At 75.6% G+C, this 16,348-nt stretch carries 13 protein-coding genes and 1 pseudogene; 6 read left to right on the top strand and 8 right to left on the bottom strand.

Annotated features, from left to right (window positions below; translation table 11 throughout):
• The 3 genes and pseudogenes from LWC35_RS33535 to LWC35_RS33525 all read right to left on the bottom strand — a co-directional run.
• Positions 1-1,965, bottom strand: a pseudogene (locus LWC35_RS33535) (hypothetical protein); the annotation flags it as partial.
• 588 nt (positions 1,966-2,553) lie between these two features.
• Positions 2,554-3,726, bottom strand: a complete 1,173-nt coding sequence (gene moeZ, locus LWC35_RS33530; protein ID WP_232874516.1) for an adenylyltransferase/sulfurtransferase MoeZ — start codon at positions 3,724-3,726, stop codon at positions 2,554-2,556.
• Positions 3,727-3,748: 22 nt separating this feature from the next.
• Positions 3,749-4,792 carry an alpha/beta fold hydrolase gene (locus LWC35_RS33525; RefSeq protein ID WP_232874515.1) on the bottom strand — a complete coding sequence of 348 codons (1,044 nt, stop codon included), beginning with the start codon at positions 4,790-4,792 and terminating at the stop codon, positions 3,749-3,751.
• A 175-nt stretch (positions 4,793-4,967) separates the two neighbouring features.
• Here LWC35_RS33525 and LWC35_RS33520 point away from each other — a divergent pair, with 175 nt between their 5' ends.
• The 3 genes from LWC35_RS33520 to LWC35_RS33510 all read left to right on the top strand — a co-directional run bounded on the left by LWC35_RS33520 (position 4,968) and on the right by LWC35_RS33510 (position 9,074).
• Positions 4,968-5,930 (top strand): DUF8832 domain-containing protein, encoded by a 963-nt coding sequence (locus tag LWC35_RS33520; protein WP_232874514.1) that lies wholly within the window; start codon positions 4,968-4,970, stop codon positions 5,928-5,930.
• Complete coding sequence (locus LWC35_RS33515; protein ID WP_232874513.1) at positions 5,927-8,329, top strand: heavy metal translocating P-type ATPase; 2,403 nt, start codon at positions 5,927-5,929, stop codon at positions 8,327-8,329. The genes LWC35_RS33520 and LWC35_RS33515 overlap by 4 nt, the downstream gene beginning before the upstream one ends.
• A 94-nt stretch (positions 8,330-8,423) precedes the next feature.
• Positions 8,424-9,074 carry a TetR/AcrR family transcriptional regulator gene (locus LWC35_RS33510; RefSeq protein ID WP_232874512.1) on the top strand — a complete coding sequence of 217 codons (651 nt, stop codon included), beginning with the start codon at positions 8,424-8,426 and terminating at the stop codon, positions 9,072-9,074.
• 207 nt (positions 9,075-9,281) lie between these two features.
• On the opposite strand, the gene LWC35_RS33505 is transcribed toward LWC35_RS33510, so the two are convergent.
• From LWC35_RS33505 to LWC35_RS33495, 3 genes are read right to left on the bottom strand one after another with little or no spacing between them, the layout of a single operon-like run.
• Positions 9,282-10,175 (bottom strand): alpha/beta fold hydrolase, encoded by an 894-nt coding sequence (locus LWC35_RS33505; RefSeq protein WP_232874511.1) that lies wholly within the window; start codon positions 10,173-10,175, stop codon positions 9,282-9,284.
• A complete protein-coding gene (locus LWC35_RS33500; RefSeq protein ID WP_232874510.1) occupies positions 10,172-11,077 on the bottom strand; it encodes an AurF N-oxygenase family protein in 906 nt (301 codons plus the stop codon). The genes LWC35_RS33505 and LWC35_RS33500 overlap by 4 nt, the downstream gene beginning before the upstream one ends.
• Entirely contained in the window at positions 11,074-11,973 is a 900-nt protein-coding gene (locus LWC35_RS33495; protein WP_232874509.1) for an SDR family NAD(P)-dependent oxidoreductase, read from the bottom strand. Before LWC35_RS33495 ends, LWC35_RS33500 begins: the two co-directional genes overlap by 4 nt.
• Positions 11,974-12,035: 62 nt before the next feature.
• Here LWC35_RS33495 and LWC35_RS33490 point away from each other — a divergent pair, with 62 nt between their 5' ends.
• Positions 12,036-12,758, top strand: a complete 723-nt coding sequence (locus LWC35_RS33490) for a TetR family transcriptional regulator (RefSeq protein ID WP_232874508.1) — start codon at positions 12,036-12,038, stop codon at positions 12,756-12,758.
• Positions 12,748-13,113 carry a DUF4873 domain-containing protein gene (locus tag LWC35_RS33485; RefSeq protein WP_232874507.1) on the top strand — a complete coding sequence of 122 codons (366 nt, stop codon included), beginning with the start codon at positions 12,748-12,750 and terminating at the stop codon, positions 13,111-13,113. The genes LWC35_RS33490 and LWC35_RS33485 overlap by 11 nt, the downstream gene beginning before the upstream one ends.
• 63 nt (positions 13,114-13,176) lie before the next feature.
• Here LWC35_RS33485 and LWC35_RS33480 read toward each other — a convergent pair whose 3' ends face one another.
• On the bottom strand, positions 13,177-13,401 hold the full coding sequence (locus LWC35_RS33480; protein ID WP_232874506.1) for a DUF3107 domain-containing protein: 225 nt from the start codon (positions 13,399-13,401) through the stop codon (positions 13,177-13,179).
• A gap of 133 nt (positions 13,402-13,534) precedes the next feature.
• On the bottom strand, positions 13,535-14,251 hold the full coding sequence (locus tag LWC35_RS33475) for a ferritin-like fold-containing protein (RefSeq protein ID WP_232874505.1): 717 nt from the start codon (positions 14,249-14,251) through the stop codon (positions 13,535-13,537).
• A gap of 306 nt (positions 14,252-14,557) precedes the next feature.
• Here LWC35_RS33475 and LWC35_RS33470 point away from each other — a divergent pair, with 306 nt between their 5' ends.
• Positions 14,558-16,333 carry a DEAD/DEAH box helicase gene (locus tag LWC35_RS33470; protein WP_232874504.1) on the top strand — a complete coding sequence of 592 codons (1,776 nt, stop codon included), beginning with the start codon at positions 14,558-14,560 and terminating at the stop codon, positions 16,331-16,333.
• Positions 16,334-16,348 lie beyond the last annotated feature (15 nt).

Here is a 16,348-nt window from a genome sequence, read left to right as displayed (position 1 = left end):
CCCGACCTCGAGCCCGGCCGGTGCGGCGACAGGCCCCGCGCCCGCCGGCGCCACCGCCGCTGCACCGAGCACCTGCGCAGGTGCCGCGACCATCGAGGGCGCTCCGATCGCGGCAGGCGCGGCAACAGCAGCGGCATCGAGAGCCGCGGCCAACACCTCAGCGGGCACCTCGACCACCGAGGACCCCTCGGGCTCGGCAGGCGCGGCGACCGCAGCCGCGTCAAGGGCCGCGGCCAGCACCTCAGCGGGCACCTCGACCACCGAGGGCACTGTGGGCTCGGCGGCGGCCGCGGCGTCGAGGGCCGCGGCAACGGCCCGCGCGGGCGCGGCGGCCACGGACAACGAGGCACCCGACTCCACGGCAGGCGCGTCCCCGCCGAGATGGGCCGACACAGCAGGCCCGTCAGCAGCCGACGAGTGTCCCCCGACGAGCGCCGGGGACATCGCGGCAGCCCCGGCGGCAGCCGCGAGAGGCGAGGCGACAGGCGACCGCTCCGTTCGACTCGTTCCGGGCACACCGTCGACGGCACCGGCGAAGGGCGACACGGCGGGCACCTCCGCCTCCCGCTCCCGCCCGGGCGTCTCGTCGACGGGCGCCGACGACGAACGCGGTGCCGCCCCGCCGTCCCGCGTGCCCGCTCCGGCGACCCCGCCGAGCTCGCGGACCACGTCGCTCCCCCCGTCAGCCACCGCGCCCGCGCCGCGACCGGCGGCGGAGCCGAGGGCGTCCGCGCCGTCCGACGCGCCCGAGCCCACCGCACCGACGCCCTCGCCGGCGCCCTCGGACAGCGCGCCGACGGCCTCGTCGGCACGGCCCCGCCCGGCCTCGCCGAGGGCGTTCCCGGTCCCGGTCGCCGTCGCCCCGACGCCCTCGCCTGCGCCCTCGGCGGTGGCGCCGACCGCCTCGTCGCCGCCCTCCCCGACCTCGCCGACGGCCTTCCCCGCCCCGCGACCCCCGGACCCGACGGCCCGTCCGGCGCTCTCGCCCACGGGCCCGGCCCCGGCCGCCCGGCCGACAGAGCCGACGGCCTCCCCCGCGCCCTCCCCGGTCCGACCGACGCCGTCACCTGCCGCTCGCCCGGCCCGGCCGACCCCGTCACCGGCGCCGCGCCCGGCGGACCCGACGGCGCGCCCGGCCGTGCGCCCGCCGGACCCGACCGTGTCGCCGGCCGCCCGCACCGCACCGCCCGAGCGGTTGCGGTACCGCTCCGCGGTCTCGTCGATCGGGCCCCGCGGGTCCGGCGGCCCACTCGTCCCGACGACGGCGGCGGGCCGGTCCTCCTCCTCGTCCCGGGCCTGCGCGACCGGGGGCTGGGTGTGCAGCCCGGACGCCGGAGCCGGTGCGGGCCGGTCCGCGGCCGCGTCGAGCACGTCGGCGGAGACGCGGTCGGTGCGGGCCTCCTCGACCGCCGGGTCGGGCAGCGGGGCGCGGGAGGCGGCGTCGACGCCGGTGCGCAGCGCGGCGACCTGCTGGCGGAGGCCGTCGCGCTGCCGGACCCGCAGGTCGCGCTGCGCCGCGAGGGCGCTCGACCAGGCCTGGTCGCCGGCGGGGTCCTCGCCCAGCAGCTTCTCGATCGCGGCGAGCCGTGCCTCGGCGCGCTCCAGCTCGTCGGCGCTGCGCTCGAGCTCGCGGTAGCTCTCCAGCTGGGCCTGCAGCGTCGCCCGCTGCCGCTCGAGGAGCTGGCGGCGCTGCTGGAGCCGCCGCACCGCGGCGGGCGCGGTGCCGGACCGGGCCGCCTCGCTGTCGTTCCACGCCCGTTCGGTCCGCGCGAGCACGTCGAGCTGCCGGTTCACCCCGACGAGCAGCAGTTCGGCACGGCTCGCCCACTGCTCCGTCGACGTCGGCCCCGCGACGACCTCCCGCGACGCCTGCCCGGTCGACGACGCCACCGTCAGCGCGTACCCGCCGAGGAGCACGGCCGTGGCCGCCAGGACCGCGACGGCCCGGCGACGGCGCACGAGCATCCGCGTCCACCGCGACCGGCCGGTCGGAACCGGTGCTACGGGCCGCGCCGGAGGCACCTCGGGTGCCGACGGCGGCGACCCCGGTGAGACGGCCGGGTCCGGCTCCCGCAGCCACGGCAGGGTCTCCACCACCCGCGGGTCCTCTGCGGCGTGCGCGGCCGCCCGGCGCAGTCGTCGCATGGCCGCGCGGTGCGCCGTCGAGCAGTACTTCCGGGCCGGCCGGCCGGCGACGGGCTCGAGGAGCGCGCCGCAGCCGGGGAGTGCGCAGACCACATCGGACGGCCCTGCACCAGCGTCGTCCCCCACCACCCGACACCCCCTCGGCCCCCGACGGATGATCACTCGCCGTTGGGGACGAGATGCTACGGGCGGACGCCCCGGGGACCGTCCTCATCGGAGGGACGACGCTCACGGCCCGTCAGCGGGCCGCGCCGGAGCTGCTCCGATCCACCGGCGGCAGGCACCCGGTCGCCGCGCGTCGGTCACGGTCCGCGACGCCGGACGGACCCCCGAAAAGCCCCGGACACACCACACCGCCCGGTCCGGTGAAAACCGGGCCGGGCGGTGCGGGCCTTGTGCGGAGGAAGGTCAGTAGGACGGCTTGTCCGGCTCGACCTGCTTGACCCAGGCGAGCACGCCCCCGCCGACGTGCACGGCGTCGGCGAAACCGGCCTTGTGCAGCACGGCCAGGGCCTCGGCGGAGCGGGCGCCCGACTTGCAGTGCAGGACGATCGGCTTGTCCTGCGGCAGCTCGGACAGCGCCTCGCCCGACAGGATCCGGCCCTTCGGGATGAGCGTCGCGCCGGGGATGTTCACGATGTCCCACTCGTTCTGCTCGCGGACGTCGATGAGCGCGAAGTCCTTGCCCGCGTCCATCATCTCCTTGAGCTCGAGGGCGGTGATCGTGTTGCCCGCGGCGGCCTGCTGCGCGTCCTCGGACACGGTCCCGCAGAACGCCTCGTAGTCGATCAGCTCGGTGATCTTCGGGGTGTCCGGGTCCTTGCGGATCCTGACCTGGCGGTAGGTCATCTCGAGGGCGTCGTAGATGACCAACCGGCCGAGGATCGGCTCACCGATGCCCGTGATCAGCTTGATGGCCTCGTTGACCATGATCGAGCCGATCGACGCGCACAGCACGCCCAGAACGCCGCCCTCGGCGCAGGACGGAACCATGCCGGGGGGCGGCGGCTCGGGGTAGAGATCGCGGTAGTTGAGGCCCAGCCCGTTCGGGGCGTCCTCCCAGAACACCGAGGCCTGGCCCTCGAACCGGAAGATCGAGCCCCACACGTACGGCTTGCCGGCCAGCACCGCGGCGTCGTTCACCAGGTACCGGGTGGCGAAGTTGTCCGTGCCGTCCAGGATCAGGTCGTAGTCGGCGAAGATGTCCAGCACGTTGGACGAGTCCAGCCGCGTCTGGTGCAGGCGCACCTCGACGTACGGGTTGACCTCCTTGACGGAGTCCCGTGCGGACTCGGCCTTCGGGCGCCCGACGTCCGACTGGCCGTGGATGATCTGGCGCTGCAGGTTGGACGAGTCGACCTCGTCGAACTCGACGATCCCGAGCGTGCCCACGCCGGCGGCGGCCAGGTACAGCAGGGCGGGCGAGCCGAGCCCGCCGGCGCCCACGACCAGCACCTTCGCGTTCTTCAACCGCTTCTGGCCGTCCATCCCGACGTCCGGGATGATCAGGTGGCGGCTGTAGCGCTCCACCTCGTCCTTGGTCAGTTCGGCGGCCGGCTCCACGAGCGGCGGTAGCGCCATGTCCACAACTCCCTGCGAGTCTTCAGCGGTCCCTTGCCGCAACACGTTCGTCGCCCGACATGTTCCCATCCGCGAGCGCGTCCCAGAACGCCGCGACCGCAGCGGCGACGCGGTCCGGGGTCTCGATCTGCGCGATGTGACCCACGCCCTCGAGCATCACCAGGCGCCCGTCGGGGAAGGTGCGGGCGGTCCGCGCGGCCAGCCGGGGCGCGACGAGCCGGTCCCGGTCGCCCCAGACCACCAGCGTGGGCACCGGGACGCGGGCGGCCGCGCGCCACAGGTGGGGGCCCATCCAGCTGCGGAACATCCCGAACGCCGACCGGTCGATCGCCTGCCCCGCCCACGGCTGCCGGCCCCGGTCGGCGATCTCCTGCGCGGTCTCGTCGAGCCGGACGTCCGTGGCCCGGGTGGGGTCGCCGAAGCACAGCCGCATCGTCGCCTCGGCGCGCGCCCGCGGCGTCATGGCGGCCAGCTGGGCCCGCGCCCGGCTGCCGAGCCCGGGTATCCACGCCAGCGCCATCCGCGGGTCCGACATCCGCCGCGGGTCCGGCCGCCGGTCCGGCATCGCGGGCGAGACGAGGGTGAGCGTGCGGACCAGCTCCGGACGCCGGGCGGCGACCAGCACGGCGATGATCCCGCCCAGCGAGTTGCCCAGCAGGTGCACCGGCCTGCCGCGGCCGGCCAACCAGCACAGCAGCGCGTCCGCGTGCGCCGCGGGCGTGTAGTCGCAGGAGGGCACCGGCTCGGTGTAGCCGAACCCCGGCAGGTCGACCGCGGTCCCCGCGGCCCGCGGCGCGAGCAGGCCCGCGAGATCGGTCCAGTTGGTGGCCGAGCCGGAGAGCCCGTGCACGTAGACGGCCTCCTGGCCGACGGCGCCCCCGCCCGGGGTCTCCCGCACGTGCAGCGTCACGCCGCCCGCGGTCACGTGCCGCCCGGGCCATGCCGGCAGGTGCTCGGGCAGCGGCGGCAGGGCGGCGAGGTCACCGGGATCGCCCACCGGCACCCGCGGCGATCCCGGCGCCGGGGCGAACCGCGGGTGAACGAGCGGCAGCGAGAGGGAAACCACGTCTCGAGGATGACAAGAACGACGCGATCCCGGCCACCCCGAACCACAGCCCTGCCGTCGACCCTGGTCAGGGCGCTCGTGACGCCTCCCACCCCCGCCCCCCGGCCCGGCGTCGGATACCCCCCGCTGGTATGTTCGACCGCACCGGAGGACGGGTCGACGGAAGGACGAGGGCATGCTCACGGCGGTACGTCTCGGGGCCTACGTCGGGGTTCTCGGCGTGGTCTTCGGCGCCGCCTGGGGCGCGGGCTCCCTCGCCCGACCCGCTCTCTCCCCTGCCGCTCCCGCCGCGGCGACGGCCACGGCCACGGCTCCGGCCGACGCCCACGCCGGCATGGGCACCGGCGAGATGGGCACCGGCGAGATGGGCACGGCCGACGCGCAGGGCACCCTGCCCGACACGACCGGCCTGAGCGCCAGCACGGACGGGTACACGCTGGTCCCGACCACCACGGCACTCACCACCGGGCGCCCGACCGACCTCACGTTCGCGATCACCGGGCCCGACGGCCAAGCGGTCACCACCTACGCCGCGCGTGCCGACGGCGCGCCGCTGCGCCTGCTCGTGGTCCGCCGGGACGGCGCGGGCCTGCAGGTCGTCTACCCCGAGATGGCCCCCGACGGCACCTGGAGCGCGCCCGTCCGAGTGCCCACGGCCGGGACGTGGCGGGTCCTCGCCGATTTCACCCCCGTCGACGGCACCCCCACGGTGCTGGGCACGGACGTCTCCGCACCGGGCGACTTCGCGCCGCTCGAGTTCCCGCCCGCGCGCGCCGCGCAGGTCGGCGGCTACCAGGTCCGGATCGACGGCGACCTGCGCGCAGGCGCCGAGTCCGCGATCTTCGCGACGGTCAGCCTCGACGGGCGGGCGGTCACCGACCTCGAGCCCGACCGCGGCGCCTTCGGTGACCTCGTCGCGCTGCGCGCCGGCGACCTCGCCTACAACCCGGTCACGGCCCAGACCCGTGCGGAACCCGGGGACCGGTCCGGCCCCGGCATCGCCTTCACCACCACGGTGCCGACGGAGGGGACCTACCGTCTCTTCCTGCGTTTCCGGCACGCCGGCGAGGTCCACACCGTGGACTTCACCGTGCCGACGACCGGTGCCGTCGCGACCACCTCGGGAGGTGCCCGATGAGCGCTCCGACCACCCCGGGCCCCGCCGCCGGGACCGGGCCCGACCTGCGGATCGAGCTCGCGATCGGCGGGATGACGTGCGCGTCCTGCGCCAACCGGGTCGAGCGCAAGCTCAACAAGATGGCCGGGGTCACGGCCTCGGTGAACTACGCGACCGAGAAGGCCACGGTCAGCTATCCCGGCGGCGTCACGCCGGAGGAGCTGGTCGCGACCGTCGAGGCCGCGGGGTACAGCGCCGAGCTGCCCGCCCCGCCGGCCGCCGAGGAGCAGCGCGAGGACCCGGCCGCGCGGCACGCCCGGGACCTGCGGGACCGGCTGGTCGTCAGCGCGGTGCTCGCCGTCCCGGTGATCGTGCTCGCGATGGTCCCGGCCCTGCAGTTCACCTCCTGGCAGTGGATCTCGCTGACGCTCGCCGCGCCCGTCGTCGTGTGGGGGGCGCTGCCCTTCCACCGGGCGACCTGGACGAACCTGCGGCACGGCGCCGCGACCATGGACACGCTCGTCTCCCTGGGCACGCTCGCCGCGCTGGCCTGGTCGCTGTACGCGCTGCTGTGGGGCGGGGCCGGCGTCCCGGGCATGCGGCATCCCTTCGAGCTCACCGTGGCCCGGGGCGGCGGCGCGGACGCGATCTACCTCGAGGTCGCCGCCGGCGTCACCACCTTCATCCTGGCGGGCCGGTACTTCGAGGCCCGCTCCAAGCGCACCGCCGGGGCCGCCCTGCGCGCCCTCCTGGAGCTCGGCGCCCGCGAGGTCTCGGTGCTCCGCGGGGACGCCGAGGTGCGGGTGCCCGTCGAGCAGCTGAAGGTCGGCGACCGGTTCGTGGTCCGGCCCGGCGAGAAGGTGGCGACGGACGGCGAGGTCGAGGAGGGGACGTCGGCCGTCGACGTCTCGATGATCACCGGCGAGGCCGTGCCGGCCGAGGTCGCGCCCGGCTCCGCGGTGGTCGGCGGCTGCGTGAACTCCGGTGGCCGGCTGGTCGTGCGGGCCACCCGGGTCGGCGCCGACACCCAGCTGGCCCGGATGGCGGCACTCGTCGAGGAGGCGCAGAACGGGAAGGCCGCCGTGCAGCGGCTGGCCGACCGGATCTCCGGGGTGTTCGTGCCGATCGTGATCGCGCTGGCCGTCGGCACCCTCGGGTTCTGGCTGGGCAGCGGGGGCGGCGCCACGGCCGCGTTCACCGCCGCCGTCGCGGTGCTGATCATCGCCTGCCCGTGCGCGCTGGGCCTGGCCACCCCCACCGCGTTGCTGGTCGGGACCGGGCGCGGCGCGCAGCTGGGCGTGCTCATCAAGGGCCCGGAGGTCCTCGAGTCCACCCGCCGCGTCGACACCGTCGTGCTGGACAAGACCGGCACGGTGACGAGCGGGCGGATGCGTCTGCTCGAGGTGCACCCCGCCGGCCGGGAGTCCGTGGACGACGTGCTGCGGCTGGCCGCCGCGGTCGAGGACGGTTCCGAGCACCCGGTCGCGCGGGCGGTCGTGGCGGCAGCGCGGGAGCGCTTCGGCGGCCTGCCCGGCGTCTCGGACTTCGAGAACCGGGCCGGGCTCGGCGTGCAGGGCGTGGTCGCCGAGCTCGCGCAGCTCCCCGGCCTGCCGGCACCCGTCCGCGCCGCCACCGGCACCTCCCCCGTCACCCCGGCCGGCGGCACCGGCCGGATCGTGGCCCACGCCGTCCTGGTCGGGCGACCCGCGCTGCTCGCCGAGTACGGCATCGAGCTGCCCCCGGAGCTGGTCGAGGCCCGCGAGCGGGCGGAGGCGGCCGGGCGCACCGCGGTGTGCGTGAGCTGGGACGGGCTGGCGCGCGGCGTGCTCGTCGTCGCCGATTCGCTCAAGCCGACCAGCGCCGAGGCGGTGCGGCGGCTGCGCGGTCTCGGGCTCACCCCGATCCTGCTGACCGGGGACAACGAGGCCGCCGCCCGCGCCGTCGCCGAGGAGGCCGGCATCGCTCCGGCCGACGTCATCGCCGACGTGCTCCCCGAGGACAAGGTCGCGGCCGTGCGCCGGCTGCAGGCCGAGGGCCGCACGGTCGCCATGGTGGGCGACGGGGTCAACGACGCCGCCGCCCTCGCCACCGCCGACCTCGGGCTCGCCATGGGCACCGGCACGGACGTCGCGATCGAGGCGAGCGACCTCACCCTCGTCCGGGGCGACCTGCTCGCGGCGGTCGACGCGATCCGGCTGGCCCGCCGCACCCTGGGCACGATCCGGGGCAACCTGTTCTGGGCCTTCGCCTACAACGTGGCGGCCCTGCCGCTGGCCGCACTGGGCCTGCTGAACCCGATGATCGCGGGCGCCGCGATGGCGTTCAGCTCCGTGTTCGTGGTGGCCAACAGCCTCCGGTTGCGCGGTTTCCGCAGCGTCGTGCCCGGGCACGCCCCACCCGAGGTCGACACCCGGCGGTGACGCCACGCACGTTTCGCCACCCGCGCCATCCCGCATTCGTGGCTACCCACGGGTAAGGTGACCCGGCACGACAGCGGTACCGAAGGGGAGCACGATGAGCGAGGCGGCAGCGACGGCGTCCGGAGCGCCCCACGTCCCTGCGCGCGGAACCCGGCTCTCGCGGAGCGCCCGCCGGGCCCAGCTCCTGGTGGCCGCGCGGGACGTGTTCGCGGCACAGGGCTACCACGCGGCGGCGATGGACGACATCGCCGAGAAGGCCGGCGTCAGCAAGCCGGTCCTCTACCAGCACTTCCCCGGCAAGCTCGAGCTCTACCGGGCGCTCCTCACGACCTATGCGGACGAGCTGGTCAACCGGGTCCGCGAGGCCATCAACCGCACCCAGGACAACCGCGAGCGCGTGCACGCCGCGGTGGCGGCCTACTTCGACTTCGTGGCCGGCGAGGGCCACGCCTACCGGCTGGTCTTCGAGTCCGACCTGCGCGGCGAGCCGGAGGCCGCGGCGCTGGTCGACGGCGCCCTGACCAAGTGCATCGACGCCGTCGCGGCGGTGGTGACCGAGGACGCGGGCCTCGACGGCGAGCGGGCCCGGCTGCTGGCCGTCGGCCTCGTCGGGCTGAGCCAGGTCACCGCGCAGTACTGGCTCGACTCCGAGCAGACGATCCCGCGGGACGAGGCGGTCGCGCTGATGTCCGCGCTCGCGTGGAAGGGCCTGGCGGGCTTCCCGCTGGTCCACGACCAGGCCTGACGACCGGGCCTGACAACCGAACCTGACGACCGGGGCCGACGATCGGGGCCGACGATCGGGGCCGACGACCGGGGCACGCGGGCACGCCGGGGCTCGACACGGGCCCGGGCGGCCGCCCCGAGAGCCCTGGGGCGGCCGCCGGTCGGGCCGCCCGACCGGCTCGGCGCCGGCGGGGGCACGCCGGGCGCCGCGCCGACCGGACGACGATCAGGCGGCCCGCGTTCCCGCCGCGGTCCGCGCCAGCGCCGCGATCCGGCCCGCCACCCCGGCGGTGCGCTCGACGGGCAGCATGTGCCCGGCGTCGGGGAACACCGTCAGCTGCGCCGAGGGCAGGCCCTCCCGGATCCGCCGCGCGTACCGCGGCGGGGTGAGCCGGTCCCGCGTCCCGACCATGACGTGCGTGGGCACCTGCGCGTACAGGGCCAGGGCGGCGTCGCGCTCGTGGGCCTCCAGCGTGGGCCGGAAGCCGGAGACGGTCAGCGGCCGGCATGCGGAGACCGACGCCGTGGTGATCCGCAGGGCCTGCCTGCCCGCGTGGGGCCCGAGCAGGAGCCACCGCATGGCGGGCGAGAGGAGCGTGGGGTGCCGGCTCAGCGCGCGGCGCGTGGACCAGCCCTTCGAGGCGTACAGCTTCTTCTCCGCCGCCCGCACCAGCTCGAACGCCGCCGACGGCATCCCGAAGGTCTGCCCGCCGAGTCCGCCGCTGGCCGTGGCGACGAGCGCCAGGCCCGCCACCCGCTCCCGGGCCAGGTCGGGATGGCGGTCGGCCAGGGCCATGGTGGTCATGCCGCCCATCGAGTGCCCGGCCAGCACCAGCGGCCCGTGCGGGGCGACCTGCCCGATCAGCGCGGCCAGGTCGTCGGCCAGCTGGTCGAGGGTCATCGTCGCGGGATCGACGGCGCCGGAGCGGCCGTGGCCGCGGTGGTCGTACCGGACCACCCGGACGTCGCCGACGGACAGCGAGTCGGCGACGGGCGCCCAGCAGCGCTCGTCGAGGGTCCAGCCGTGCGCGAGCACCACCGTGACCGGGGCGTCGGGCCGGCCGGACTCGACGACGTGCAGCGGGGTGCCGTCGGCGGCCTGCGCGGTCCGGGTGGTCATACGAGGTGCGCCTTCTTCCACAGCAGCTCCGTCGGGCCGCCCACCAGGCCCTGGTCGCGCAGGAACTCCACGCACTTGGCCGCCGACCAGCGCAGCGAGTCCTGCCAGTGCGGGTTGGCCAGCGCGGCCGTGCGGCCGACCTCGGGGTCGATCCCGACCGCCTTGTAGACGTCCGGGTGGATCAGGTTGCGGGCCACGACGAAGGCGATGCGCGCCAGGAGGTAGCGGCCGAGCTCACGCTCTGCCCGGTTCGTCTTCGGCATGATCCGCTGCAGTTCCTCGCGGGCGTAGCGGACGTGCCGGGCCTCCTCCGTCACGTGGATCCGGTTGACCATGCGGGTGAGCGGCTGCACGGTCTCGTCGCGCATCGACTCGCGCTGGAAGCGGTCGAGGATCTCCTCGACGAACAGGGTGCCGCCGAACATCGCCGGGCCCTGGCCGACCGTCTTGAACACGCGACCGAGGTTGTGGGTGAGGCCGCCGGGCGCGTAGTCGGGGACTCCGTAGCGCTCGGTCATCTTCGCGAACATGATCGAGTGCCGGCACTCGTCGGCGATCTCGGTGAGCGCGTACTGGGTGTGCGCGCGCCGCGGGTCGCGGTCGTAGGCGTAGCGCAGCAGCATCTGCATCAGGATGATCTCGAACCACAGCCCGATCCGGGCGATGCTGCACACCTCGTGGACGGTCAGCGTGCGGCGCTGCTCCTCGGAGAGCCCCTCCCACAGCGCGGTGCCGTACAACGACGACCGGTGCGGGGGGAGCCCCCACAGCCCGTCGACCAGCGGGGCGTCCCAGTCGATGTCCAGGTGCGGCTCGTAGGACTTCTCGACCGAGGACTTCAGCAGCCGCTCGGCGGTGGCCTCGCGGTCCTGCACGGGCCTGCGCATGGCGGGGGCGGTCATGACGCGCTCCTCTCGGGGGTGCGGTCGGCGGTCGTGACGGCGGGGACGGTCCGGCCGGTGAACCGGCGGATCAGGCCGGCGGCGACCGGCGAGGAGTCGAAGCGTCCCGCGGCGGCCTGCTGCCGGATGCGGCGGACGACGGCGCGGCCCAGGAGCCCCGGCGCGTGCCGGCCGACCCACAGCTCGGCCCGGCCGGCCAGGGTGCCGGCGGTGTCGCGCGGCGGCCTCGGCGCGGCGAGCGCCCCGACGACCGTGCGCACGATGTCCTCGACCTCCTCGCGGCGGACCTGGCCCTCCAGCGAGAGTCCGACCTCGCGACCGGCCTCGTGGATCGGGGTGCGCACGTAGCCCGGGTACACGGTGGTGACGTGCAGGCCGGTGCTGTCCGGAGCGGTGCCGTACTCGAGGCGCAGCGCGTCGGCGTAGGCCGACATCCCGCGCTTCGCGACGCTGTAGGCCGAGAGGAAGGGCAGCGTGACGTAGGCGAGCTCGCTGGCCACGAACACCACCCGGCCCCTGCCCGGCCCGTCGAGCAGCGCCGGGAGCGCCGCGCTGGTGACCCGCCAGGCGCCGAGCAGGTTCGTGTCGATGACCTTCAGCGCGTCGGGCTCGAGCGGGCCGCCGGCGTCGTTCGGGATGCCGATGCCCGCGTAGTGGACGAGGGCGTCGAGGCCGCCGAGGGTCCGGACCGCCTCCGCCACGGCCCGGTCCACCGCCTGCGGGTCGGTGATGTCGCAGGCGAGGACACCGTCACCCGCGCTCCGGTCGAGGCCGACCACCCGCGCGCCCTGTTCGCGCAACCGCGCGACCGTCGGGGCACCGAACCCGCCCGCGGCACCGGTGACCAGCACCCGTGTTCCCGCCGGGACCGTGCCCCGGGTCCTCCTGAGCGACACCCGCCCGCTCCTCTCCGTCGAGACGCTTGCTGTTACCGCCGGTAACTGTTACCACTGGTAACGTGCCGCAGAACGACGGACCTGTCAAGAGGAACGCCCGCGACCGCCGCGCCGGACGCCGCGCGGAGATGGTCGAGGCGGCCATGGCGGCCGTCCGCGAGCACGGCGCGGCCGTGTCGGTGGCCGAGATGGCCGCGAGCGCCGGGATCACCAAGCCCGTGCTGTACCGGTACTTCGAGGACCGCGCCGACCTGCAGCGGGCCGTCGGGCTGCGCGCCGCGGAGTGGCTGATGGAGCGGATGGCGCCCGCCCTCGCCGCGGACACCGGGCCGCAGAACCAGATCGCCGCCGTCATCGACGCGTTCCTCGCCGGGATCGAGGAGGAGCCCGAGCTCTGGCGGTTCGTGGTGCACAACCCGGCCGAGCGTCAGCCCGGCACGGAGATCGTCGAGGACGTGCGCGAACAGATCGCCCGGCTGCTGGCCCAGCTCATCGGGGCGCGGCTGCGCCTCGCCGGGCGGGACTCCGGCGCCGCGGAGGCCTGGGCGCACGGCCTGGTCGGGATGGTGCAGAGCGCCGGCGACTGGTGGCTCGAGCGCCGCACGATGAGCCGCGAGGACCTGACCCGCTATCTCACCGCGCTGATCTGGGACGGGGCCGCCGGGATCCTCGGCGACGCCGACGACGCCGACGACGCCGACGACGCCAACGACACGGACGAGACACGGAACGACCCCGCACCCGTGCTGCAGATGGTTCCGAAGGAGGCAGGCGATGGCGCCTGAGCAGGTGCTCACCCCCGTGCACGTCCCCGAGGCCGGGGCGCACGACCACGACGAGGAGGGCTACGCCGGCCCGGCCACCCTGACCGTCGACGGCACCCCCGTCGAGGTCCGGATCCGCGTCGAGGCGCGCACCGAGCCGCACGACGGGCGGGTGCACTGGTTCGGCCGGGTCGACCGGAACGAGGCGCTCTCGGCCCTGCTGGGCGGGAAGGCCGCCGACGTCCTCGTCGTCACGCCGCGGGGCCGGGCGCAGGGGCGGATCGGCGACGTCGACCTGTGGGAGCGCTACCGGCTCACCGGCCGCGGCACCCCGCCGTTCCCGCTCGACGAGCCGCCGGCGCCCGCGACGGACTGAGGCCGGAACACGCGAACGGCACCCCCGCGGGTGGCGGGGGTGCCGTTCGCGGTCGTGTGCGGCTCAGGTGCCGAAGCCGACCCGGGTCGCCGAGGACGGCGCGATCTCGACGTAGGAGATCCGGGCGGAGGGGACCACGTACTTGCGCCCCTTGTCGTCGACGAGCGTCAGCGTGCCGTCGCCGGACTTGAGCGCCTCGCCGACGAGCTTCTCGACCTCGTCCGACGTCTGGTCGCTGGACACCACGAGCTCCCGCGGGCTCTCCGCGATGCCGATCTTGACCTCCACCGGGGACCTCCAGGTGACGTGCGGGTGGATGGACTGTCTCTGCCTTCCCGGCGGGCGTGGGGGCCAACCGGCGCGGCCCAGGCTAGTCGAGCGCCGCCCCGCGCCCCTGCCGAGTCCGCCAGGGGCGAACGGCTCAGGAGAGCCCGAGCGCCGACATCCGCTTGCCGTGGTTGCTCTGCAGGCGCTTGATCAGCGCGCCGATGCCCGCGATGTCGCCGGAACCGCGCACGATGAAGTCCGCGAGCTCGTCCCGCTCGGCCACGATGTGCTGCGCCTGGGTGACGGCCTCGCCGAGCAGCCGGCGGCCCCACAGCGCCAGCCGGTCCCGAACCTGCCGGTTCGTCGCGCAGGCCGCGTGCACCTCGCGCTCGGCGAAGGCGCTGTGCCCGGTGTCGGCGAGCACCGCGCGGACCAGGTCCGCCGTGGCCGGGTCGACCCAGCCGGCGACCTCGCGGTAGAAGTCGGCCGCCAGCCCGTCGCCCACGTACGCCTTGACCAGCGACTCCAGCCAGGTCCGCGGCCGGGTGGTGGCGTGGTAGGCGTCGACCCCCGCGACGAACGGCGCCATGGCCTCCTCGACCGCCACGTCCAGCCCGCGCAGGTGGTCCTCGAGCAGCCGGAAGTGCCCCATCTCGGCCGCGGCCATCGCCGACAGCGCGGCGCGCCCGGTCAGCGTGGGCGCGGTGCGGGCGTCCTCGGCGAGGCGGTCGAAGGCGGAGAGCTCCCCGTACGCGAGCGCCCCCAGCAGGTCGACGACGGCTGCCCGCGAGGTGGCGTCGAGATGCGTGTGACCAGCGTTCGCACCGGTTCCGACCGTGTCCCCGGCGCCGTCCGCGGCCTCGCCCGTCATGGTCGCCGAGCCTAGCCTTGCGGCCGGGGCGCCCGCCCGTCGGCGGTGCACATCACCCCGGCGTGACGACGCCGGAGCTGACCGGGGAGGCACCTCCGGGGTATGATGCACGTGCGCGCAGCAGATCGGCCCGTGACCCGGAGTGGTCGTGGAGCACCGGTGCGCCGCGCGGACCGACTGCGACACCCGCCGGGTAACGGGTCGGCGCCACCGGGCGCCCGACTCACCGGCGCGCACACGACCTGGTGCGTACAGCGCCTCGACGGCTCTCCCACGCGGCTCCCCGAGCGTGTGGTCGACGAGCCGGTGCAGGGATTCTGTACGCGGAGAGAGGCGATTTCACTGTCCGTCCAGAACGAGACCCCCGAGAACACCGAACCGAACACCGACCCCGCGGCGGGCGAGCCGGCCGAGACCGTCGACGCCGTGGCCACCGAGGAGGCGCACCCGCTCAAGGCGGGCGCCCCGGTGAAGCCCGAGGCCCCCACCTTCGCCGAGCTGGGCGTCCGTCCCGAGATCGTGCAGGCGCTGGCCGAGGCCGGCATCGAGCGCACCTTCGCCATCCAGGAGCTCACCCTCCCGCTGGCGCTCGCCGGCGAGGACGTGATCGGCCAGGCCCGCACCGGCATGGGCAAGACGCTGGGCTTCGGCGTCCCGCTGCTGCAGCGCGTCACCCCGCCGTCCGAGCAGCCCGCCGCCACCGCCGAGGGCGAGACGGCGGACCGGGAGAAGGACGTCCCGCAGGCCCTCGTCGTCGTCCCGACGCGCGAGCTGTGCGTGCAGGTCGCCCAGGACCTGGCCGACGCCGGCAAGCACCTGGGCATCCGGGTCACCGCCATCTACGGCGGGCGGGCCTACGAGCCGCAGCTCGCCGCCCTGCGCAAGGGCGTCGACGTGGTCGTCGGCACGCCCGGCCGGCTGCTCGACCTCGCCGAGCAGCGCCACCTCGTGCTCGGCCGGGTCAAGGCCCTGGTCCTCGACGAGGCCGACGAGATGCTCGACCTGGGCTTCCTGCCCGACGTCGAGCGGATCATGCGGATGCTGCCGGACGAGCGGCACACCATGCTCTTCTCGGCCACCATGCCGGGCCCGATCATCCAGCTGTCCCGCACCTTCCTCACCCGCCCCACGCACATCCGGGCGGAGGAGGCGGACCAGGGCTCGGTGCACGAGCGCACCAAGCAGTTCGTCTACCGCGCGCACGCGATGGACAAGGTCGAGCTGGTCACCCGGGTGCTGCAGGCCCGCGAGCGCGGCCTGACGATGATCTTCGCCCGCACCAAGCGCACCGTGCAGCGCGTCGCCGACGACCTGGCCGAGCGCGGGTTCGCCGCCGCGGCTGTGCACGGCGACCTGGGCCAGGGCGCCCGCGAGCAGGCGCTGCGCGCGTTCCGCTCCGGCAAGGTCGACGTGCTGGTGGCCACGGACGTCGCGGCCCGCGGCATCGACGTCACCGACGTCACGCACGTCATCAACTACCAGTGCCCCGAGGACACCAAGACCTACGTCCACCGGATCGGCCGCACCGGCCGCGCCGGCAAGGAGGGCGTGGCCGTCACCCTCGTCGACTGGGACGAGATCCCGCGGTGGAAGCTCGTCTCCGAGGAGCTGAGCCTGGGCATCGACGAGCCGGTCGAGACCTACTCCACCTCGGACCACCTCTACACCGACCTCGACGTCCCCACGGACGTCACCGGGCGGCTGCCGCTGAGCAAGCGCACCCGCGCAGGGCTCGACGCCGAGTACGTCGACACCGAGGGCGACAACGGCAGCCGCAAGCGCAAGGCCCGTGAGGAGCGGACGGCGAAGCCGCGCCGCGAGCGCCAGCGCACCCGGCGCCGCAACGGCGTCCCGGTCGCGGGCCCGGCCGGGGCCCGTCCCGCCGTCGCCGACGGCGACGAGCCCGCCGACGCGTCGGCCGAGGTCGGCGAGGTCGGGTCGGCCGCCACCGACACGGACGGCGAGGGCCCGGCCAAGCCGCGCCGCCGCCGTCGCCGCGGGGGCCGCCGCCGCCCCGGCGACACCGCCGCCACCACCGAGGCCGGCGCCGAGCGCGCCGAGCCGGACGCCGCGGCGAGCTGAGCCGCCGGTAGGTTC

The organism is Pseudonocardia kujensis, assembly GCF_021283305.1.
Taxonomy (GTDB): Bacteria; Actinomycetota; Actinomycetes; order Mycobacteriales; family Pseudonocardiaceae; genus Pseudonocardia; species Pseudonocardia kujensis.
This window is presented reverse-complemented; position numbering and strand designations above follow the sequence as displayed.